Source organism: Pedococcus ginsenosidimutans, assembly GCF_039544395.1.
GTDB lineage: Bacteria > Actinomycetota > Actinomycetes > Actinomycetales > Dermatophilaceae > Pedococcus > Pedococcus ginsenosidimutans.
The window spans coordinates 39869-60094 of the sequence record NZ_BAABLO010000009.1 but is presented as its reverse complement, the minus strand read 5'-3'; the positions used below and the strand labels follow the sequence as shown (position 1 = coordinate 60094).

Sequence of the window (20226 nt, the reverse complement as noted above, 5' to 3'; positions counted from 1 at the left end):
GAGGCGATCCCGTCGAGCACCGCTTGCCTGACCATGGACGCAATTCTCCGGGCGGCCGCGGCCTGTTGCCATACGGCAAAATGCGCGTCTGTCCTGCGTTTGCCGGAGGTGTCCGCGGGGCAAGGAGATGCTGTGCGGCCCGCGGATTCGTGCGGGGGCAGGTGCTCCTCGGGCCGCACGCCCGAGGCGACCCGCGACCCGGTCAGCCTGCCGCTTCCCCGTCCCGGAGTGCCGGGCACTCGGGCGGCTCGGCCCCGGAACACGTCACCCTCTCGGGCAGCGCCAGGGTCTTGAGGATGTCGAGCAGCGACCGCAGCGGGTCCTTCCGGGCGAACACGGGGTCGCTGAGGCGGGCGGTGATCCGCTGTGCCACCACCGCGACCTTGATGTTGTGACGGTTGGACTCGGCCCGCAGGACCTCGAAGGCCGCCTCGGCGGAGATGCCGAAGCTCAGCATGAGCGCGCCCTTGGCCTGCTCGATGGCGGCCCGGTGCCGACTCGAGGCCTCGACCGCGTGCTGCTCGCTGGCGCGCAGCGTCTCGGTGATGTCGACGAGGAACCCGGACACCTCGCGCACCGCGCCGTCCGGCCCGTCGCCCTCTCCAACACCCTGTCCCGCCATGACGACTCGGCGCAGGCGGGCCTGCCCGTCGCGCAGTCCGAAGGTGAGGGAGAAGGCGCCCGGCCGCCTGGTGACCTCATGGAAGACGGCCCAGGTCGCCTGCAGGTCCTCGGGGGCGACGTGGTCGAAGAGCCGAGCGGTGGTGGCCGGCTCGTCGGGGGCGACGGCGAGGAGCTCCCGCAGGGAGGGCGACCAGTACCAGCGCTGCTCGTCGACGTGGAAGTCGAACGTCATGGCGGTGCCGTGGCTGTTGGTCCCAGGTGTCATCGTGGCCTCCTCTGCGACACCCGGGCGCCTCATGCGCCCGGGGAGGGAAGGCCACGCTTTGACCGCGACCGATTATGCCCCATGCGGTGTTTCGGCAGCGACGAACGGGGCACAGACACCGCACCGGCCGCGGGCCCTCGCGGCGGTTGACGGCTGTGCACCAGCCGGTCCGGAGAAGAGATGACCATGGAACCCCTTGCCGAGACCCGGTTCGCCCTGGCCGAGCTGTCGAGGTACGAGGAGGACGGGTACCGCGAGCTGTTCGAGACGGTGGTCGCGAACGTCGGCATCGTCGCGCCCGACTGCCTCGGGCTCACCGTGTCCTTCGTGCGCGACGGGCTCGCCTTCACCTGGCTCGCCAGCAGCGTGGACGTGGCGGCCCTCGACGCCGTGCAGTACCTCACCTCCGGGCCGTGCCTGGAGTCGATGGAGCTCGGTGAGGTCGTGGCGGCCACCCTGAGTGACGACCCGCTCGACGAGCGGAGCTGGGCACTGTTCTCGCAGTACGAGAACCGCGTCGGGGTCAGGAGCACCTTGTCGATCCCGCTCCTCACCGCCGGCACGGGCTCCGGCCGGACCGCGAAGGTCTACGGCGGCATCAACCTCTACGGCAGCAGCGAGTCCACCTTCGACGGACTCCACGAGACCCTGGCCGCGATCTGCGGTGGCTGGGCGCAGGGGGCGGTCACCAACGCCGACCTGTCCCTCGCCGGGGTGCGCCGGGCCAAGCAGACGCCCCAGGCGATGCTCGACCAGTTCGCGGTGGACCAGGCGGTGGGCATGATCATGGTGGCCCAGCACCTGGACGGCGACGCAGCCGGCCGCAGGCTGCGGGAGGCCTCCGACCGTGCCGGGATCCACGAGGCCGAGCTCGCCCGCCTCTTGGTCAGGACCCGCATCCTCTGAACCACCGGCAGGTCGGTGCGCGGACCACGTCGCCACGGGCGGTAGCATCGCGCGGTCGCCAGGGAGCCCCCTGCTCCCCGTCGACGTCCGGTCGCCCCCGTCCGCTCTCGAGCAGGCGGGGGCGACCTCGCTCCCTACACCCGCACGACGGGCCGCAGACCCCGGTTGACCAACTCTTTGCCGGCGCCTTCCCAGATCCGGCCACAGGGCTCCCCTGTTGGGCCGAGACCCGTCGATCGTTCGGCCTCCCGATGCCTCGAACGCGTCCGGGGGACGGTGCCGGCTGGCTACCTTCGGCGCAGGCCGTGACCCCCCTCGGGCCACCCCCCGAGCGCGGCCTCCTCCCCCAGTTGCGCCCCCGTGGCGCCGTAGCAAGGACACCCCCCATGCACCGCAGACTCTCCGCTGCCGCCGTGGCCGCAGCCCTCGTCCTGACCGGCCTCGTCGGCTCCGCGTCGTCGGCCTCGGCCCTGCTCAAGGTCAAGTGCAAGCAGACCACCGGCACCGCCGCCGTCGACCCGATCGTCCACCACAACGAGACCATGGCGATGGTCCACACCCACCAGTTCTTCGGCAACAACGGCTGGCTCGCCAAGGGCAACTTCGCCAACTACGCCGACCTGGTCAGCAAGGGCACCAACTGCCGCGAGCTCGCCGACACGGCCGGGTACTGGACCCCGACACTGCGCTACACCACCGGCACCCGCCAGACCATCCCCGTCCAGGCGTTCACCGCCTACTACCGACCCTTCACCGGTGTGGGTGGCCCGGACTCCGGGCCCGGCCTCGCGTTCCCCGCGGACACCCGGCTCGTCGGCACCAAGTACGACTGGTCCTGCGGCCAGTACATGCCGGTCGCCCCCTCGACGTCCGTCCCCAGCTGCCTGGGCGCTGACGGCTCCCCCGGCAAGACGCTGACGCTGCACATCGACTTCCCGAACTGCTGGGACGGCGTCCGCCCGCGCCACTACACGACCACGGTCGGCAACACGACGGACAACGCCCACTACGCCTACTCCACCAAGAAGAGCGGCGTCGTGTCCTGCCCCGCAGGCTTCCCCTACAAGATGATCTCGCTGCGGGAGACGCTGCAGTTCGCGTACATCGGCGCCGGCACCGACGTCGGGCTGTCGTCCGACTCGATGGCCGGGACCTACGACGGCCGGTCGGCCCACGGTGACTTCTGGAACACCTGGCAGCAGACGAGCCTGCAGAACCTCGTCACCGCCTGCATCAACACCCCGGCCGAGGCCAACTGCGCTCTGTAGGCCCTTCCCCCTCTTACATCGAGCTCGAGGCGCCACCGACACCCCACGTGTCGGTGGCGCCTCGGGCTCCCACCCACCGCGGCGGAGCGCCGACAGTCGCGAACCGCCTCCGTCGTGGTTGCGTTGCACGTACCCTGCGAGGAGGAGCGCGCGAGGGCAGCCGGCCCCCGGGCGACCTGGACGAGGGGGCCCACCATGCCGAGCAGAGCAGAACGCAAGCCGTTCCTGTGCCGCACCAGCCTGCACCACTCCTGGGAGTGGGCGCACACCTCCGACGGGCAGCGCTACGTACGGTGCGCGCACTGCCTCAAGGAGCGTGACTCCAACCGTGGCGCCGGGTCCACCGGCCCGGGTGCGATGAGCGCCGGGAGCAGCACCGGCGTGAGCGGTGGCGGCTTCTAGTCGGGGTCACGGATGCTTGCGACCGTGTCCGTTCGACCGCGCGAGCAGCGCCCCGGCGCTCGGGGCCGGCGCCTCGGGAAAGACCGGGAACAGGGCGGTCAGGGCCGGGCCCGGTTCCGCGCGCATCTCCCGGCCCAGCAGCTCGGCGTACGACTCGTAGCGCCGCACCGCCTCGAAGAGGTTGCGCTCCGCGAGGAGCGCCTCGACCAGCGCGGTCACGGACGACTCCCTGAGCGGCTCGGCGCAGACGGCCGCGAGCGCGGTCCGCGTGGCGAGTGGGTGGTCGCCCGCGGCGCGCGCGGTCCGGCTGACGGCCTCCAGGGCCTGGATCCGCCCGAGGTGGAACTGGTCCTGCACGCCCACGAGCCACTCGTCGTACCAACCGGGAAGGAGGTCGCGCGTCAGCAGGTCCACGTCACCGTCGGGTAGGCGCCCTGTCGCGATGGCCTCGGCGATGGCCGACCGCGCGCGCTCGAGGTCGACCTGGGCCTCGAGCCGCAGCTCCCCGCCGTCACTGCTCACCCAGCCCGCCGGCAGCTGCCACAGCGCCCGCCGCAGGTTGGCCCGACCGCGTGACTCGGAGAGGTCCGGCCACAGCTCCATGCTGATCATGGTGCGCATGGCCACGGGGCCGCGGACCGCGAGGTAGGCGAGCACCCGTCGACCGACGCCGGACAGCCGGTGGGCCGGTCGCACACCGAGCCCGCCCAGCACGGCCACCTGCCTCACGTCCAGTGCGGTCACACCCAACCCGTCGCTCCGATGAGCCCGTGGCCGCACCCTCCTGACGCCGTCCGGCAACGAGGCGAACCATCCGGGCGTCAAACCAGTGTGCTGCGGGCTCCACGGCTCGGCAATGGGCAATCCGGACCACTCGCAACGCACTTCCGAGGACGCTGGGGCAACGCACCGCCAACGCCGGGGTAGCCGGACCGCGCACGCGCCGGGACGAACCCGGACCACGACCCGCGGACAGCGCCCGGCCCCTTCCGGCCACGCGGCGCCGACGGCCCCGGACACCCCGTCGGCACGAGGTCGGGCACGCACCGGGACACGAGTCGGGGCACGAGTCGGGGCACGCCGCGCCAACCCGCGACGCGGACCATGGGCAGCGACCGGTCGGCGAGGTTCTGGGAGGCTGCGATGACCGTTACCCAAGGGACGACGGAGCTGACGGCGGAGCTGGAGACGCCCTTCGCGGAGGCCGTCGCGGCGTCCGAAGGACAGCCCGAGGCGCTGGGCTTCCTCCCGTGGACCGAGACCGAGTCACCCTTCAGCGAGTCGTCGTTCGGGGAGTCGCTCGAGGCAGAGGGCGAGCAGGCGCAGTTCGTCGCGGAGGCCTTCGAGTCCATCCGCGACGAGGCGTTCGACGAGGCACTCGCCGAGCTGGTCGGGGAGACCGCCGAGGCCGCCGACCAGCGGTTCGCCGGTGAGCAGCCCATGCAGCTCGCCGACGCCCACCTGGCGCCCATCGGGTTCGAGGCCGAGCAGTGCGTGCAGCGGTTCGCCGAGCACGTCCAGCACCTCGACGTCCAGGGCCTCGCCCCCGAACAGCTGGACGAAGTGCTGGAGCGCTTCGACCCGGGACCGACCTCCGTCTCCCCGGCCGGTGAGGAGTTCATCGGGGCCCTGATCAGGAAGGCCAAGAGCGTCGTCAGGACCGTCGCGAGCGCCGCGGGGAAGATCGCCTCCGTCACCCTCGGGCCGATCCTCAACAAGCTCAAGGCGCTGGTCCGCCCGCTGCTGCGACGGGTCCTCGCCATGGCCATCGACCGCCTCCCCACCGCGCTGCACGAGCCGGCCCGGGCGCTGGCCCGGCGGTTCGGTGTCGGCGAGGCGGAGAGCTTCGACGAGGCCGAGCTCGAGGCGGAGACGGAGGAGGAGCTGCTGTCCGAGGGGTTCACGGCCACCCCCGTGACCGCGCGGGACCCCGAGTCCCTCGCCGAGTCGTTCGACGCCGCACTGGCCGAGTCGGTCGTGGGCGGCGAGGCCATGGAGCAGGGCGAAGCCTTCGGCCACGACCAGGAGCGCGGCGGCGAGCCGGAGTCCGGCAGCCAGCTCGAAGCCCTGGCCGAGGCCCGCAGCACCTTCATGAACCAGCTCCAGGCGGCGGGTGACCACGAGGACCTCGGTCCGGCGGTCGAGCAGTTCATCCCCGCCATCCTCCCGGCGCTGCGGCTCGGCCTGCGGTTGGTGGGCCGCCCCAAGGTCGTCAACTTCCTCGCCGGCTTCCTCGCCAAGCTCATCGGCCAGTGGGTCGGACCCACGCTGTCCGCACCGTTGTCCCGCGCCATCGTCGACCTGGGGCTGCGGATCATCGGGCTGGAGCAGGGGCAGCCCGGCGAGCTCGAGGCAGAGGCCGTCCCGGCCACGCTCGCGGCGACCGTGGAGGACACCGTGCGGCGGGTGAGCGAGCAGCCGGCACACGTGTTCGAGGACGAGAGCCTGCTCCAGGTGGCCGTGGCCGAGGCCTTCGAGCAGGCCGTCGCCGCCAACTTCCCGAGCCAGCTCGTCCGGCCGGACCTGCGCCGTGCACCGTCCCTCGGTGGCAGCTTCGTCACCCGGTTCCCGCGGACCCCCTACGCGTACAAGCGCTACACGCGGGTCCCCGAGGTGGAGGTCACCGAGCAGCTCGCCTCCTCCATGCGGACCTTCCGCGGCGCGACCCTGGCCGCCTCCCTGCGCGCGGCCGGCCTCACCCTGCCCGGCAGGTTCCGGGTCCGCGTGTACGAGGCCGGGCCCGGTACGACCCTCCCCCGGCTGGCCGGGCTGGAACGGATCCTCGGCCCGAGCGGTCGCCGGGGTGCCTACCGGGGCCTGCACCCGTTGACCGTCGCCAACGCCACGGCGTTGCTCCGCGAGCCGGGCCTCGGCGTCGACGTGCCCGGCCGGTTCCTGGAGTCGCGGCACCGGATCGGGGTCGGCCAGCGGTTCTTCCACCTCGAGCCGGTGGGCCAGAGCCCGACCACGGTGGCGGCGTCGGCGGCAGGCAGGACGGCGTCCTCGTGCGACCCCGCAGAGCCCAGCTCCTGCCGGATACGGATCCGCCTCGGCCGCGGCGAGGCACGCGTGGTGATGTTCTTCTCCGAGAGCGACGCCCAGCGGATCGCGGCAGCCATGGCCGCGAAGCCGGGTGGCGGGACCACCGTGCTGCGCGCGGTGCTCGACGCCCTGCGCTCGGGCAGCGCCGCGGTGGGGCGCAGCGACGGGGCCGTGCAGGTGCGGGGCGGTCCGGGTGGCGTGGAGACGGTGTCCCGTGCCATCGGTGGCGTCGCCCCGTCCGTCGCTGCGGGCACGCCTCCCGCCGCCCGGGCGGAGCTCGAGGACTGGCTCGAGGCGGAGCAGGAGTCCTGGCCGGGCTCCGAGCTCGAGGCCCGGCACCGACGGGGTTGGGCTCCGGCCGGCGGCGCCGCCACGCTCCGGGCGTTCGGCTGGAGTGGGGGGCGACCGAGCCACCGCCGGCACCGCTCGCACCGGCTGCCCACGACGCTGCGGGTGGCGCTGCGCCGCCAGATCAGGGCCGCCGCTGCCCGGGCCCTCGCCGAGTGGTCCCGCACCCGGGCCCAGGAGTTCGCAGCCGCCGTGCAGGACGCGGCCTGCGGCGTGACGGTCACCGTGGTCGTCCGCGGCCTGCAGCTCCCCGTGCCGGGCGGCCCGGTCAGCTGGTCTGGTTCCTCCTCCGCGGTGGGCGCCGCCACGACCGTCACCGTGAGGCCAGGGCGCGTGACGCCGTGACCGCCACCGCCACCGCGCCGACCGCCGGCACCGCCGTCCCCACCCGGGCGGGGACCCCGCCCGCCCCACCGGGGGGCGGCACCGCCCTCGGGGACGACCTGGAACGCCAGCTCGCCCACTGGGTCGCCGCGGCCCGCAGCTTCCTCGACGCCGAGGAGTTCGCCTCACGCCAGGCATGGGAGTCGGTGGAGCAGCAGATCGGCCTGCCGGTCCGCCGTCAGCTGGGAGCGGTGGTCCAGGACCTCCTGCGCTCGGGGCACACGGCGACCGAGGTCGTGCGCAGAGCACGGCACGACCCCGCGCTCCTGCCCCGGGCGCAGGCCGCAGTGCTCCGCTTCCGTCGGCTGTACCTCACCGTCGAGACGACCCTGGACTTCTTCGGGCAGGCGGTGAACTCGCGCACCAGCCCCACCCTCCGCGAGGCGCTGCGGACGCTGGACCAGCTCGCCTACCAGAGCATCGAGGTGACCCTCCGCCCCTTGGGGCGCCCCGTCCCGCCCGTCCTCACCTACCTGGGTGACGGGCTCGGCGCCAGCATCATCAGGGCCGGCATACGCCTCTGGGCGCCGGGGACGGTCAACCCGGTCGCCGCCATCAAGATCGTGCGCCACAACCTCTACCGCCCCACCTCCCTGTTCCACGAGACAGGACACCAGGTGGCCCACCTCACCGGCTGGAACGAGGCCCTGCGCGATGGACTCGGGGTGGAGCTCGTCGACGACCCACCGCTGAGGTCGATGTGGCAGCCGTGGAGCAGCGAGATCGCCGCCGACGTGTACGCCTTCGCGCTGACCGGGTACGCGTCGGTGGCTGCCCTGTACGACGTCGTCGCCGACGACCGGACGATCCTGCGCTGGCCGCTGGGCGACCCGCACCCGGTGGGCTGGCTGCGCACCCTGCTGGGCTGCGCGATGTGCCGCCAGTCCTACGGCCCGGGCCCCTGGGACGGCCTCGAGGAGGCGCTCCTCACCGCCCACCCCGCCACCCGCGCCGAGCAGTCGACCGTCCCGCTGCTCCTGCGGGCGCAGGCACGGATGCCGCAGCTGGCCCGGCTGTGCCTCGACCTCAGGGTGCCCGGGTTCCGCGACCGCCCGGTCCACGCCCTCGTCGACCCGCACGGGGTCTCGCCCGCCGCGCTGGGTGAGCTCGAGCGCACGACCGGGGCCGCGCTGTGGACGTCCCCGCACTGGCGGCGCACCGAGGGCATCCGCATCGTCGCCCTGGCCGGCCTCCGTGAGGCCGAACGGCCGGACCGCACCGGGGAGTGGACCGAGCGTTCCCGGGCCTGGATCACCAGTGGACAACGAGCCGCATAGGCCGAGCGAAGGAGACACCGTGGCCACCAACCGACCCACGACCCGCGAGCTGGCCGACTCGATCGAGGCCATCGACGCGCGCACCAGGGAGCTGCTCGACGCGATCCGCGCGATCCAGGAGGCTGCCTCGGTCGAGAACGACAAGATGTGGACCGCACTGCGCGGGGTCGCCGGCCTCGACGGGCTGTCCACCGGTGTCTCCGAGGTGGAGGAGGCGATGTCGTCCAGCGCCTCGGAGATCCGCAAGGGAATGGTGCGCAGCGCCCGCCAGATCCGCCGCGGCATGGAGCAGGGCACCGCGGACATCCAGGCGGTGCTGGCCCCCCTGCGGATGCTGGTCCCACCCTCGACCGCACTGCCCCTCCAACCCGGGGTCGCGGGTGCCCTCCGCGAGATCCGGCAGGCCCTCGGGGGCCGACGCGACACCAACTTCCCCGGGATGACGACCGCGTGGGACGGCCCCGTCGACTTCATCGGCCAGGCGGACCCCTCCCTGGACCCGACCTACCCCCCTGGCAGCTCGGCGGACGTCACCGACGAGTCCTACGACAGCTCCTACGAGGACGTCTACCCGGACGTCTACCAGGACGACGACGACGATGAGGAGCAGTCATGATCCCGCAGCTCGTCCAGCAGCTCGGGGGCAACGCCGCCGCCCAGGCCCAGGTGCTCACCGCGGACCCGCTCGACCTCGTCCTCCGCATGGAAGAGGTGTGGAACGCCGCCAACCTGTGGAACCAGGCCCAACCGCCCGCAGGTCCCGCACGACAGGGCCTGTTCGCCATCGGCGCCTTCTCGGGTGTGCCCATGCCCGCCCAGCCCGCCTGGGACCACCTCATCTACGCGTATGCCGTGGAGAACACCCGGGGGGCGCAGATCCTGGCCCGCGTCGTGCGCGCCTTCCGCAGCGGGGAGGGGCTGGGCATCCCGTCGGTGGCGACCCAGCGCTGGCTGGACGCCACCGAGGCCCTGCTGTTCAACGCCGCCAACCCGTTCGCGGCCTGGCTGTCGACCAGCGCCATCAGGCCCGACGCCGAGGCGGTGCGCCGCAACGCGTACTACCGCCTGTTCGGGATGGACCTCGCACACGGGACCGACGGCAACGCGCCCTACCCCTACGACAAGGCCGAGGTCGCCAACCGCACCTTCGTCGGGCTCTTCGAGGAGCTGCTCTTCGAGCTCTGGCGTGCCATCGAGAACATCCGCAACCTCGTCGCCGGCAACACCACCGACGACGACCGGATCTACCGGCTCGCCGAGCAGCTCGGGTTCATGCTGCGGTCCCGGCGGCTCAACGCCCTGCTGGGGCGCGAGGAGCTGGCGGCGACGACGGCCATGGGCTGGGTGGAGCTGACGGTCGCCTCGAACACTCCGGTCGTGGTCGACCTGCGCGCCCAGGGAGCGAGCGCCGCCGACCGGCTCAGGGTCATCGGCGAGCGGGTACGCCTGATGCCGCACACGCGGACCGCCTCGTTCCTGGCGATGGCGGCGGACCTGTCACTGCTGCTGCGGGCACTCGAGGCCGGCTGGGTGACCGACAACGGACGGTCCTGGCTGCTGTACCAGAGCGTCACGCCGCCCGGCGTCCCGCCGTTGCCGCCGGGGGTCACCCCGCTGGGCACCGAGGTACGGCGCGTCATCACCGAGTGGGCCGCGGCCTCGGGTCGTGACCTCAAGGCGCGGGCCGTGCCGGTGACCGTGCTGCCCGCGGCCGTCCCCGTCCGGCGCTGACAGGAGCTCGCCATGTCCGGGATGCCGTGGCAGACGCCGGAGTCGACGACCCCGGCCAGTACGGAGTGGTTGGACGAGGGCCCGTTCGCGGTGCCCTCCGGGGAGGCGTGGGCCTCGACGGAGCAGGGGTGGGAGTCCGCCGAGGCGCCGCTCGCGCTCCTGTCGGAGCCGGGCACCGAGGCGGAGACCGTGCCCCTGTCGGGCGAGGACCTCGTGAGCGGCTGCGGCTCGGTCCCACCACCGCCACGGCCGCTCCTGCTCCGGGGCAGTGGAACCGCCAGCTCGCGCAACCCGCACGTGGGCTACGCGCAGACCCTGCTCAACCTCTTCCTGGCCAGCCTGCGTGGTGGCAGCGCCGGCTGCCGGGACACCAGCGCGTCGACCGCGAGCTACATCGCGTCGCTGCGCTCGACCCTGGTGTCACTGCGGCAGGACCCGTTGGCCGTCGACTGCTCCTTCGGGCAGGCGACCGAGGCGGCGACCAAGATGTTCCAGGCGTGTCGGGGGCTGGTCCGCGACGGCAAGATCGGTGAGCGGACCTGGCCGGAGCTGGAGGCACTCGCCGGGGCCCAGCCCCCGGCCCCCGTACCGGAGCCCCCTCCCCCGGTGCCCACACCGCCGGCCACCCCCGGCGTGCGGGTCCGCGAGGACGCGTGGACGCTCAGTGCCGCGGGCACCTGGCACCCCACGCTGCTCTGGTACGCCCGCGGCGTACGGGCGCTGCAGGCCCGCAACGGGACCACGTTCACCGACCCGCGGTCGTGGCGGCACCTGGCGGAGACCCACGGCACCTTCATCGCCGCGCCCCAGTGGCCGGCCGGCGCCAAGTGGGACAGCTGCGAGCACGGCAGCTGGCACTTCCTGCCGTGGCACCGCGTCTACCTGCACCACTTCGAGCGCATCATGCGCGACGCCATCGCCGCGCTCGGTGGCCCGGCGGACTGGGCGCTGCCGTTCTGGAACTACAGCGACACCAGCCGGGCCGACGTACGGCGCCTCCCGCCGGCCTTCCGCGCCCCCACGCTCCCCGACGGCTCACCCAACCCCTTGCTGGTCACCCAGCGAGGTCCCGGGATCAACAACGGCGCGATGATCCCGGACACCTCCGTCGACACCCGGGACATGTTCGCCGAGACGGCGTTCACCCTGTCCTTCGCCGGTGGCCTCGGCGGCCGTTCCGCGGTGGTCGGGACCCACCGGGGTGGCGGCGGCGGGACGCTGGAGGACCACCCGCACGGCTTCGTCCACGTGGACGTCGGCGGCTCCAACCCCCGCGGCCTCATGTCGAACTTCGAGACCGCAGCCCAGGACCCGATCTTCTGGCTGCACCACGCCAACATCGACCGCCTCTGGGAGGCGTGGCTGCGGGGACGCGGCACGAACACCAACCCGACCGACGGGGCCTGGCGGGGTGCCCGCTTCGTGTTCGGTTCGGGCACGACGACCACGTCCCTGACCACGGCCGAGGTCATCGACCCGCGCCAGCCACCGCTGGGCTACCGCTACTCGGACATGCCAGTCACCCCCACCCCGGAGGCACTCGGCGAACGGCCCGACGAGGCACCGCCCGTCATCGGGGAGGACGAGGCTCGCCCACCCGAGCTGGTCGGCGCATCGAGCGGCTCCGTGCCGCTCGGCGCCCAGCCCACCTCGGCCCGGGTGGACGTCAGCGGCCCGACCGGGCCCGCCGCGAGGGCACTGATGGAAGGCGGTGCGCCGGCCCCGGGAGCGCGGGTCTACCTGCGGCTGGAGAACATCACCGGCACGACGTTGCACGCCAGCGGCGTCCAGGTCCACGTCAACATCCCTGCGGGCGCCCGCCCGACCGACTTCCCCGACCGTCGCGCCGGTGTCGTCTCCATGTTCGGGGTGGTTGAGGCGTCCCGCCGCACGACGACGCACAGCGGCAGCGGACGGGACGTCACGTTCGACATCACCAGCATCGTGCGTGCCCTCTCGGCGGCGGACCAGTGGGACCCCAAGCAGCTGCAGGTCACGTTCACCCCCGTCCCCGACGCCACCGGAGGAGTGGCCCAGGGCGACGTGAAGGTGGGCCGGGTCAGCCTGTTCTACGCCTAGGAGGCACCATGACGTCGCTCGCCGTCCGCACCCACTGGCACCACCCGGAGTGGGTGGGCGTGGCGGTGGCCGGGCTCGGCTGGCTCGGCCTGGCCGGAGCGGCTGCGGTGGAGCCGGGGCTGCTGCTCGGGCTGCACGAGCACCACACCCCGGCCCAGGCGCTGCAGCACTCTGCGGTGATGGCGGCCGCGATGATGACCCCGCTCGTGCTCGACCAGGTCCAGCACGTCGCCGTCAGCAGCCTGTGGAGGCGCCGGTACCGAGCGGTCGCAGGGTTCCTCGTCGGGTACCTGGGCGTGTGGACGCTCGTGGGCGCGGCCCTCATGCTCGTCGGGGTCGCGCTGACCGACGCGGTCGGGTGGGTGCCCGCGCTGGCGGGCGCCTTCGTCCTCGCCGTCGCCGTCACCCGCTCCCCCTCGCACGCGCGGCTCCTGCGGCAGTGCTGGGCCACCCGGCCCCTCGCGCTGTCGGGCTGGCGCGCCGACCGCGACTGCGCACGGTACGGCGCGTCAGCGGCATACCCGTGCCTCGCCGTGACGGCGCCGCTCATGTTCGCGGTGGTGCTGGACCACGGCCTGCTCGCCATGGCCGGTGCCACCGCGATCACCGTCGCCGAACGCCGCCGGCCTCCACGCGAGGCGGGACGGCTCGCACCCTGGGTGGCCGCCCTGGGGGTGCTCTGCCTGGTGACGGCACTGCTGCTCGCACCGGAGACGACCATGACGATGAACGGGTCGATGCCCCATCGCTGAGCAGGCGCGGTTGCAGGAGGAGAGCACGGTGTCGTCGGCCTAGTGCCCGGGCGGCTGGCCGGACGTCCGCGGAGCCGGATGCCAACCGCCGCTGGCGCCGTCCGGGCCCAGTCCGCCGGCCTCGAGGACGTGGGATGAGTCGGCCGATACGCCGGGTTCTGTCCCGTGAGCCGGTTGCCCAGCCCTCGGTGACGGTCATCCATCTACGACAGCCGTTGCCGGCTGCCTCCAGCGCTCTACCCGTGTGCTCGGGCGGGCAGCCCTCGGACGCACACTGTCTGAGCTTGCTCCGGGTGGGGTTTACCTAGCCGAGCCAGTCACCTGGCCCGCTGGTGGTCTCTTACACCACCGTTTCACCCTTACCGCGGTGCCTGCGCGGCCCGAGGGCTGCGTGGTCCACCGTGGCGGTCTGTTCTCTGTGGCACTGTCCCGCGGGTCACCCCGGGTGGCTGTTGGCCACCACCCTGCCCTGTGGAGCCCGGACGTTCCTCGGCGGTGGTTGCCCACCGACGCGACCGCCTGGCCGACTCATCCACGCCCAAGGATAGGGCAGCGCGGGAGTGCCCCATCCACCTCTCGCGCCACAGGGGTCCCAGAGGGTCCCGGACTGCGTGGAAAAACCCTGCACGAGGGGGTCGCCACGGCTCGGGGGACGTGCTTACCATCGCGCGAACGGGGGGGCGCTGGAGACCGCTCCCGACACCTCGCACGACGGCCGACCTGGTGGGAGGGACCATGGCCGAGACACCGCACAGCCCGGGACCCCGCGTGTTCCGGCTGTCGGTGGGCCGCCCAGCCACCACCGTCCTGTCAGCCGTCGTCCTCGGGGGCGCGCTGCTCGTCGGAGGCGGGGCCGCCTCCGGTCCCCCACCCTCGGCCGGGGCGACCGCGTCGCCCACCACGTCGGCCGCGACCGCCAGGGCAACCAGCCTCCCGGAGGACTGGGACGTCACCCAGCGCGACCTCCTCGTCGGCCAGCGACGCGAGGGGGCCCTCGCCTTCACCCAGGTGCTCGCGACGAGGTTGGGCGCGCCGCTCGTGGCGACCGGTGCCGCCCTCGGCTCGACCGGTACGGGTGGCGCCCCGCTGTCCGGTCCGACGGCGGTCCCCGACGTGCTCTGGAACGCCTACCGCTCGGCCGCCTCCTCCGTCCCGACCTCGTGCCACCTCCCCGTCGAGCTGCTCGCCGCGATCGGCCAGGTCGAGTCGGGGTCCCTCGCCGGACGCGGCCTCGACAGCAGCCACCGGGCGGTCCCCGCCGTGCTGGGACCAGTCCTGGACGGCCACGGGTACGCAGCCATCCCAGACACCGACGCCGGGCGCTGGGACCACGACACGACCTGGGACCGGGCTGTCGGGCCGATGCAGTTCATCCCCTCCACGTGGTCGCGCTGGGGTCGCGACGGCAACGGCGACGGCACGCGCGACCCCCAGAACGTCGAGGACAGCGCGTGGTCGGCGGCCGCCTACCTGTGCGCCGGCGGCCGCGACCTGTCGACGAGCACCGGCCTGAGGTCGGCGGTCCTGTCCTACAACCACTCGGCCGCCTACCTCGCCGACGTCCTGCGGCTGGCCGGCACCATGACGCAGGGCGGGTCCCTCCCCCTCCTCCCCGCCGCACCCGCGTGGGTCCCGCCCACGTTGGTCGGACCGCCCTCGCGGCCGCCCGTCGCCGCCGCCGCCGTCGCCCCGATGAAGTCGACGGCGGGGAGCGCCTCCCCCACCACCTCGACCACGACGACCCGTCCCTCGACCACGACGACCACGAGCCCCACCAGCACAACCGCCCCACCGACGACCACCGGCAGCACCACCGCCACGTCGACCACGACCTCGTCCACGTCGTCCTCGACCACGACGAGCCCGACGACGAGCCCCTCGCCGACCACCTGCCCCGGGACGACGACGGCGAGCACCACGACCACCGCGAGCCCCTCGACCACGACGAGCCCGACGACGACCAGCCCGTCGAGCACCACCAGCAGCCCCTCGACCACCACCAGCAGCCCCTCGACCACCCCGGACCCGTGCGGGACGACCAGCTCGTCGACCAGCTCGAGGACCAGCTCGAGCAGCAGCTCGAGCAGCAGCTCGGCGCCGGCGACCACGACGACCGCCACGACCACGAGCACCGAGGGCCCGACCTCGGGCTGACCGCGGCGGCGTGGACCCCAGGGGTCAGCCGACCATCTCGAACCGCACCGTGCTCGTGGCCACCATCGCCTCGGTCAGGCGCACCCGCACCCGTGTGCCCAGCTCGTGGTCGCCCGTGGCGTTGGCCAGCACGGCGGGCTCCTGCACCTGGACCAGGGCCCGGCCCTTCTCGCGCTGGTCGACGACCATCGCGTCGAACTCCTGCCCCACGCGGTCCTCCAGGGCAGCCGCCTCGACCGCGTCGGCGCACCCTCGCTCGACCGCGGACGCCACCTTGTCGGAGGCTCCCATCACCTCGGGCAGCGACGGCAGCGCCTCCCGTGCCCACGACGGCACCTCGCGCCCGTCGCTGACGGCCTCGCACACCGCCAGCCCGAACCGGTCGACCAGCCGGCGCAGCGGGGCGGTGACGTGGGCGTACGGTGCGGCCACGGCGGCGTGGTCCGGCTGGGCGGGAGCGGCACCGTCGAACGGCGTGTACCCGGCTCCACGGAACAGGGCGGTCGCCTCGTGGATCAGGGCGAGGTGACGGGGGTTGGTGCGGTCCAGGGTGCGCAGGAACTCGCCGTACGGCGTGCCCTTGGGCCACTCGACGCCCAGGGCCCGGCTCGCGTGGCGGAACCGGCCCACGGCGTCGGCGTCGGGGGCGGGCATGGTGCGCAGGATGCCCACGCCCGCCCGCAGCATGAGCTGGGCCGCGGCCATGCCGGTCATGAGCGAGATCTGGGCGTTCCAGTCCTCCACGTCGAGCGGCGGCCGGAAGTGCAGGCGGTAGTGGCCGCTCTCGTCCTCGGTGACCTCCTGCTCCGGCATCGGCAGGCTCGCCCCGCCGCGCCGGCGCTCCAGCTCCAGGCGCCGCAGCCCCACCTCCTTGAGCAGCTCGAGCCGCTCATCGGCCCCGCCCGCGTCGAGCGCCTTCTGGGCCCCGACGTAGTCCAGCCGGTCGGTGCTGCGCACGCGGGCGCGGTACAGGGCGGTGTCAGTGACCTCGCCCTGCGCGTCGAGCCGCAGGTCCCAGACGAACGCCGGCCGCACCTGCCCCGGGAGCAGGCTCGCTGCTCCCTCGCTCATGACCGGCGGGTGGAGGGGCGTGCGCCGGTCCGGCGCGTAGATGGTCTGGCCGCGGCGCCGGGTCTCGGCGTCGAGGGCGCCGCCGGGCCGGACGAACGCGGGCACGTCGGCGATGGCGTAGCGGACGCGGTGGCCGTCCCCGAGCCGCTCGATGTGCAGCGCCTGGTCGAGGTCCATCGAACCGGGCGGGTCGATGGTGAGGAAGGCGACGGCCGTCTCGTCGCGGTCGGGCAGCTCGGGGGCGGCGGCGACCTGCTCGGCCTCGGCCTCGACCTCGGGCGGGAACGCCTCCGGGACACCGGCTTCCGCGCGGATCGCGGCGAAGCGCGCCTGCAGCTCGGTGGACTGGGCGACCGCGTGCTCGGCGACGGGCGGCTGGACCTTGAGTCGGCGCTGGGGCATGCCGTCAACCTACCCAGCAGGGTGCCTCGTGGCGCGCCGACCTAGTCTTGGCCCGTGCTGATCCTCCTCCCCCCGTCGGAGTCCAAGACGGGCCGGGCCCGGGGACGCCGCCTCGACGCTGCCCGCCTGAGCTTCCCGGAGCTGGGCGCCACCCGCGCGCAGGTCGCGGACGCGCTCGCCGGGGTCAGCTCGCGCGCCGACGCAGCGGAGGTGCTCGGCGTCAGCCCCAACCTCGCGGACGACGTCGCGCGCAACACCAGGCTCTGGACGGCGCCCACCCTGCCTGCCGCGCAGGTCTACACGGGGGTCCTCTACGACGCCCTCGACTACCCCACCCTCGACGCGGCGGCCAAGCGGCGGGCGAACCGCTGGCTGGTCGTCGTCTCCGCCCTGTACGGCGCGGTGCGCCCCACCGACGCGATCGTCCCCTACCGCCTGTCCATGGCCGTGAACCTCCCCGGCGTCGGTCCCCTCGCCTCCGCGTGGAAGCCCGAGCTGGGCCGGGTGCTGCCGCAGGCCGCGGCCAGCGGCGTGGTCGTCGACTGCCGGTCGAGCACGTACGCGGCCGCGTGGGTCCCCCAGGACGCGCTGGCCGACCGCTGGGTACAGGTCCGGGTGCCCGGCGCGACGCACATGGCCAAGCACACGCGGGGCCTGGTCGCGCGCCACCTGTGCCAGGTGGGCCGGGACGTGCGACGCGTCCCGCAGCTCGTCGAGGTGCTGCAGGACGCGTTCGAGGTCAGCCTCTCCGAGCCGAGCCGCGCCGGCGGGCCGTGGGTGCTGGACGCGACGGCGCGCCGGTGACGGGCCGACGGTGACGACGGCCGAGCTGAGCGACCTGGCGACCCGGGTCGTCCCCGTCCTGGTGTTCTTCGTGGCGATCACGGTGGTCGCCGAGATCGCTGACGCCGCAGGTGTGTTCGACGTCGCCGGCCACTGGGCCACCCGCGCGGGACGTCACCGCACACCGCTGCTGTGGCTGCTGTTCGTCGTGGTCGCCGTGGTGTGCACGATCTTCCTCAGCCTCGACACCACCGCCGTCCTGCTGACACCGGTGGGGCTGGCCATCGCGGCCCAGCTGGGCATCTCGCCGCTGCCGTTCGCGATGACCACCCTGTGGCTCGCGAACACCGCGAGCCTGCTCCTGCCCGTCTCCAACCTCAGCAACCTGTTGTCCCTGCACCGCTTCGACGAGCTGTCCGTCGGCCACGCCGGGTACGTCCGCCTGGCAGCGGCCCCCGCGGCCGCCGCCGTCGTCGGCACCGTGCTCGTCCTCTACGTCTTCCACCGCCGGGCCCTGCGCGGCAGGTACACCCCGGACGCGCCCCCGGAGCCGCACGACCCGGTGATGCTCCGCGTCGCCGGGGCGGTCTGCCTGGCGGTGGGGCCACTGTTCGCGTTCGGCCTCTCCCCCGCCTGGGTCTCCAGCATCGCCGCGGTCGTCCTGCTGGTCGCGGTCGCCGTCCGCGACCGCCAGGGGCTGCGGTCGGTCTCCGTGCCCTGGCAGATGGCGCTCGGGGTGGCCGTCCTGTTCGTCGTCATCGACGTGGCGCTGCGCCACGGGCTGCAGGACCTGCTGGCGTCGCTCGCGGGGTCGGGTACGGCGCCGGCCGACCTGTTCCGCGTGGCCGGCAGCGGTGCCCTGGCCGCCAACGTCGCCAACAACCTGCCCGCCTACATCGCGCTCGAGTCGGTGACGGCGGACGCGCCCCAGCGCTTGATGGCCCTGCTCGTGGGCGTCAACGTCGCGCCGCTCGTGACGCCGTGGGCCTCGCTGGCCACCCTGCTGTGGGCCCAGCGCTGCCGCGCCCGCGGCCTGACGGTCGGCCCGTGGCGGCTCGCCGCGCAGGGAGCCGTCTGCGCGCTGGTCGCGGGAGGCCTGTCCGTGGCCGCCCTCGCCCTCGTCGGCTGACCGCGGCCGCGCCGTTCAGCCGGGCAGGCCCCGGACCAGGTCCTCGATGACGTCCTGCGGGTCCTCGAGCCCGACCGAGATGCGCACCGTCCCGTCGGTGATGCCGACGGCAGCGCGGGCCTCCGGCGTGAGCCGGCGGTGGGTCGTCGTCGCGGGGTGGGTGACCATCGACTTGGCGTCGCCGAGGTTGTTGCTGATGTCGACGACCTCGAGGGCGTTCATCAGCGCGAAGGCCTCCGCCTTGCCGCCCGACAGCTCGAACGTCACGACCGTGCCGCCCCCGAGCATCTGGCGACGCGCCAGCTCGTGCTGGGGATGGGAGGGCAGCCACGGGTACAGGACCGTCCGCACCGACGGGTGCGCCTCCAGGGCCTCCGCGACGGCGAGCGCGTTCGCGGCCTGCTGCCGCACCCGCAGGCTCAGCGTCTCCAGGCCCTTGACGAGCACCCAGGCGTTGAACGGCGACATCGCGGGCCCGGTGTGCCGCATGAGGTTCTTGACGGGGCCGTCGACGAACTCGCTCGTGCCGAGCACGGCGCCGCCCAGCGTCCTGCCCTGGCCGTCGATGTGCTTGGTGGCGGAGTAGACGACCACGTCGGCGCCGTGCTCCAGCGGCCGGGAGAACACCGGCGTGCCGAAGACGTTGTCGACGACGACCTGCGCCCCGGCGGCGTGCGCCAGGTCGGAGACCGCGCGCATGTCCACGAGCTCCTGCATGGGATTGCTCGGCGTCTCGAAGAACACCGCCTGCGTCGGCACGGACAGCGCCTCGCGCCACTGCTCGAGGTCGGGGCCGTCGACGAACACGGTCTCGACGCCCCAGCGCGGCAGGATCTCGTCGAGGATGACGAAGCACGAGCCGAAGAGCCCGCGCGAGGACACGACGCGATCGCCCTTGCCCAGCAGGGCGGCCAGGGCCACGAACACCGCCGACATCCCCGACGCCGTGGCGAAGCAGGCCTCGGCTCCCTCGAGCTCGCGCAGCCGCTGCTCGAACATGGTCACCGTCGGGTTGCCGTAGCGCGAGTAGATGAAGTGGTCGACCTCGTCCTTGAACGCGGCCTCGGCCTGCTCGGCGCTCTCGTACACGAAGCCCGAGGTGAGGAACAGCGCCTCGGAGGTCTCGTCGAACCCACTGCGGGTCAGCCCGGCGCGGACCGCCAGGGTGTCGGGGCGGAAGCTGCGGCCCTCGCTCATCCCTGCCTCCACGGCAGCCCGGAGTTCTTCCACCCGGCCACGGTCCGGCGGCCCCGCTCGTCGTGCGGGCCCTCGAAGCCGTCGAGCACGTTGTAGGCGGGCTCGAGGCCCGCGCCGGTGGCCGCCTCCGCGGCGGCGACCGACCGCACCCCGGATCGGCACAGGAAGTACAGGGGGGCGCCGTCGGGCAGGCCGGCGTCGCGCAGCTGCTCGACGAAGTCACCGTTGACGGCGCCGTCGGGGTAGCGCTGCCACTCCACGCAGACCACCTTCTTGCCGAGCTCGCTCAGGTCGGGAAGCCCGACATAGCTCCACTCCGCGCTGGTGCGCACGTCGACGAGGACGGCGTCCTCGTCCGCGGCCAGGGCTGCATACGCCTCCTCGGGCGCCACGTCTCCCGCATAGCTCATGG

Annotated in this window: 17 protein-coding genes and 1 other RNA gene; 12 read left to right on the top strand and 6 right to left on the bottom strand. The window is 73.6% G+C overall.

The window, feature by feature from the left end; all coding sequences use genetic code 11:
* Positions 1-202 precede the first annotated feature (202 nt).
* Positions 203-889: an ANTAR domain-containing protein gene (locus ABEA42_RS10575; RefSeq protein ID WP_345503152.1), complete on the bottom strand. Its 687-nt coding sequence runs from the start codon at positions 887-889 to the stop codon at positions 203-205.
* A gap of 186 nt (positions 890-1075) precedes the next feature.
* Between ABEA42_RS10575 and ABEA42_RS10570 the strand changes: the two genes are divergently transcribed.
* The 3 genes from ABEA42_RS10570 to ABEA42_RS10560 all read left to right on the top strand — a co-directional run bounded on the left by ABEA42_RS10570 (position 1076) and on the right by ABEA42_RS10560 (position 3465).
* Positions 1076-1795: an ANTAR domain-containing protein gene (locus ABEA42_RS10570; RefSeq protein ID WP_345503150.1), complete on the top strand. Its 720-nt coding sequence runs from the start codon at positions 1076-1078 to the stop codon at positions 1793-1795.
* Positions 1796-2181: 386 nt separating this feature from the next.
* Positions 2182-3063 carry a DUF1996 domain-containing protein gene (locus ABEA42_RS10565; protein ID WP_345503148.1) on the top strand — a complete coding sequence of 294 codons (882 nt, stop codon included), beginning with the start codon at positions 2182-2184 and terminating at the stop codon, positions 3061-3063.
* Between the two features lie 195 nt (positions 3064-3258).
* On the top strand, positions 3259-3465 hold the full coding sequence (locus ABEA42_RS10560; protein WP_345503146.1) for a hypothetical protein: 207 nt from the start codon (positions 3259-3261) through the stop codon (positions 3463-3465).
* 6 nt (positions 3466-3471) lie between these two features.
* On the opposite strand, the gene ABEA42_RS10555 is transcribed toward ABEA42_RS10560, so the two are convergent.
* On the bottom strand, positions 3472-4209 hold the full coding sequence (locus ABEA42_RS10555) for an AfsR/SARP family transcriptional regulator (RefSeq protein WP_345503144.1): 738 nt from the start codon (positions 4207-4209) through the stop codon (positions 3472-3474).
* 399 nt (positions 4210-4608) lie between these two features.
* Here ABEA42_RS10555 and ABEA42_RS10550 point away from each other — a divergent pair, with 399 nt between their 5' ends.
* From ABEA42_RS10550 to ABEA42_RS10525, 6 genes are read left to right on the top strand one after another with little or no spacing between them, the layout of a single operon-like run.
* Complete coding sequence (locus tag ABEA42_RS10550) at positions 4609-7200, top strand: hypothetical protein (RefSeq protein ID WP_345503142.1); 2592 nt, start codon at positions 4609-4611, stop codon at positions 7198-7200.
* A complete protein-coding gene (locus ABEA42_RS10545; protein ID WP_345503140.1) occupies positions 7197-8516 on the top strand; it encodes a hypothetical protein in 1320 nt (439 codons plus the stop codon). Before ABEA42_RS10550 ends, ABEA42_RS10545 begins: the two co-directional genes overlap by 4 nt.
* Before the next feature lie 19 nt (positions 8517-8535).
* Positions 8536-9132, top strand: coding sequence for a hypothetical protein (locus ABEA42_RS10540; RefSeq protein ID WP_345503138.1), 597 nt, complete (start codon positions 8536-8538; stop codon positions 9130-9132).
* The gene (locus ABEA42_RS10535) at positions 9129-10247 is read left to right on the top strand and encodes a hypothetical protein (protein ID WP_345503136.1); all 1119 of its coding nucleotides are present in this window, start codon (positions 9129-9131) and stop codon (positions 10245-10247) included. The genes ABEA42_RS10540 and ABEA42_RS10535 overlap by 4 nt, the downstream gene beginning before the upstream one ends.
* Positions 10248-10259: 12 nt before the next feature.
* Positions 10260-12326 (top strand): DUF7868 domain-containing protein, encoded by a 2067-nt coding sequence (locus tag ABEA42_RS10530; protein WP_345503134.1) that lies wholly within the window; start codon positions 10260-10262, stop codon positions 12324-12326.
* 8 nt (positions 12327-12334) lie between these two features.
* Positions 12335-13078: a copper chaperone gene (locus ABEA42_RS10525; protein ID WP_345503132.1), complete on the top strand. Its 744-nt coding sequence runs from the start codon at positions 12335-12337 to the stop codon at positions 13076-13078.
* Between the two features lie 131 nt (positions 13079-13209).
* Here the strand turns inward: ABEA42_RS10525 and rnpB are convergent.
* An RNA gene (gene rnpB / locus ABEA42_RS10520) (RNase P RNA component class A) lies at positions 13210-13609 on the bottom strand.
* Between the two features lie 204 nt (positions 13610-13813).
* Here rnpB and ABEA42_RS10515 point away from each other — a divergent pair.
* Positions 13814-15232 carry a lytic transglycosylase domain-containing protein gene (locus tag ABEA42_RS10515; protein WP_345503131.1) on the top strand — a complete coding sequence of 473 codons (1419 nt, stop codon included), beginning with the start codon at positions 13814-13816 and terminating at the stop codon, positions 15230-15232.
* A gap of 24 nt (positions 15233-15256) precedes the next feature.
* Here the strand turns inward: ABEA42_RS10515 and ABEA42_RS10510 are convergent, their stop codons facing one another.
* On the bottom strand, positions 15257-16705 hold the full coding sequence (locus ABEA42_RS10510; protein WP_345503128.1) for an RNB domain-containing ribonuclease: 1449 nt from the start codon (positions 16703-16705) through the stop codon (positions 15257-15259).
* Between the two features lie 54 nt (positions 16706-16759).
* Between ABEA42_RS10510 and ABEA42_RS10505 the strand changes: the two genes are divergently transcribed.
* Positions 16760-17509: a YaaA family protein gene (locus ABEA42_RS10505; protein ID WP_345503126.1), complete on the top strand. Its 750-nt coding sequence runs from the start codon at positions 16760-16762 to the stop codon at positions 17507-17509.
* Between the two features lie 10 nt (positions 17510-17519).
* Positions 17520-18617 (top strand): SLC13 family permease, encoded by a 1098-nt coding sequence (locus ABEA42_RS10500; RefSeq protein WP_345503124.1) that lies wholly within the window; start codon positions 17520-17522, stop codon positions 18615-18617.
* 15 nt (positions 18618-18632) lie between these two features.
* Here ABEA42_RS10500 and ABEA42_RS10495 read toward each other — a convergent pair whose 3' ends face one another.
* A complete protein-coding gene (locus ABEA42_RS10495; protein WP_345503122.1) occupies positions 18633-19814 on the bottom strand; it encodes an O-succinylhomoserine sulfhydrylase in 1182 nt (393 codons plus the stop codon).
* Positions 19811-20224: a rhodanese-like domain-containing protein gene (locus ABEA42_RS10490; RefSeq protein WP_345503120.1), complete on the bottom strand. Its 414-nt coding sequence runs from the start codon at positions 20222-20224 to the stop codon at positions 19811-19813. Before ABEA42_RS10490 ends, ABEA42_RS10495 begins: the two co-directional genes overlap by 4 nt.
* Between the last annotated feature and the right edge of the window lie 2 nt (positions 20225-20226).

Coding starts and splice junctions, on each gene's coding strand:
- ABEA42_RS10570 (WP_345503150.1), top strand. CDS start 1,076: ATGGAACCCCTTGCCGAGACCCGGTTCGCCCTGGCCGAGCTGTCGAGG.
- ABEA42_RS10530 (WP_345503134.1), top strand. CDS start 10,260: ATGTCCGGGATGCCGTGGCAGACGCCGGAGTCGACGACCCCGGCCAGT.
- ABEA42_RS10565 (WP_345503148.1), top strand. CDS start 2,182: ATGCACCGCAGACTCTCCGCTGCCGCCGTGGCCGCAGCCCTCGTCCTG.
- ABEA42_RS10560 (WP_345503146.1), top strand. CDS start 3,259: ATGCCGAGCAGAGCAGAACGCAAGCCGTTCCTGTGCCGCACCAGCCTG.
- ABEA42_RS10550 (WP_345503142.1), top strand. CDS start 4,609: ATGACCGTTACCCAAGGGACGACGGAGCTGACGGCGGAGCTGGAGACG.
- ABEA42_RS10575 (WP_345503152.1), bottom strand. CDS start 889: ATGACACCTGGGACCAACAGCCACGGCACCGCCATGACGTTCGACTTC.
- ABEA42_RS10510 (WP_345503128.1), bottom strand. CDS start 16,705: ATGCCCCAGCGCCGACTCAAGGTCCAGCCGCCCGTCGCCGAGCACGCG.
- ABEA42_RS10535 (WP_345503136.1), top strand. CDS start 9,129: ATGATCCCGCAGCTCGTCCAGCAGCTCGGGGGCAACGCCGCCGCCCAG.
- ABEA42_RS10495 (WP_345503122.1), bottom strand. CDS start 19,814: ATGAGCGAGGGCCGCAGCTTCCGCCCCGACACCCTGGCGGTCCGCGCC.
- ABEA42_RS10525 (WP_345503132.1), top strand. CDS start 12,335: ATGACGTCGCTCGCCGTCCGCACCCACTGGCACCACCCGGAGTGGGTG.
- ABEA42_RS10490 (WP_345503120.1), bottom strand. CDS start 20,224: ATGAGCTATGCGGGAGACGTGGCGCCCGAGGAGGCGTATGCAGCCCTG.
- ABEA42_RS10515 (WP_345503131.1), top strand. CDS start 13,814: ATGGCCGAGACACCGCACAGCCCGGGACCCCGCGTGTTCCGGCTGTCG.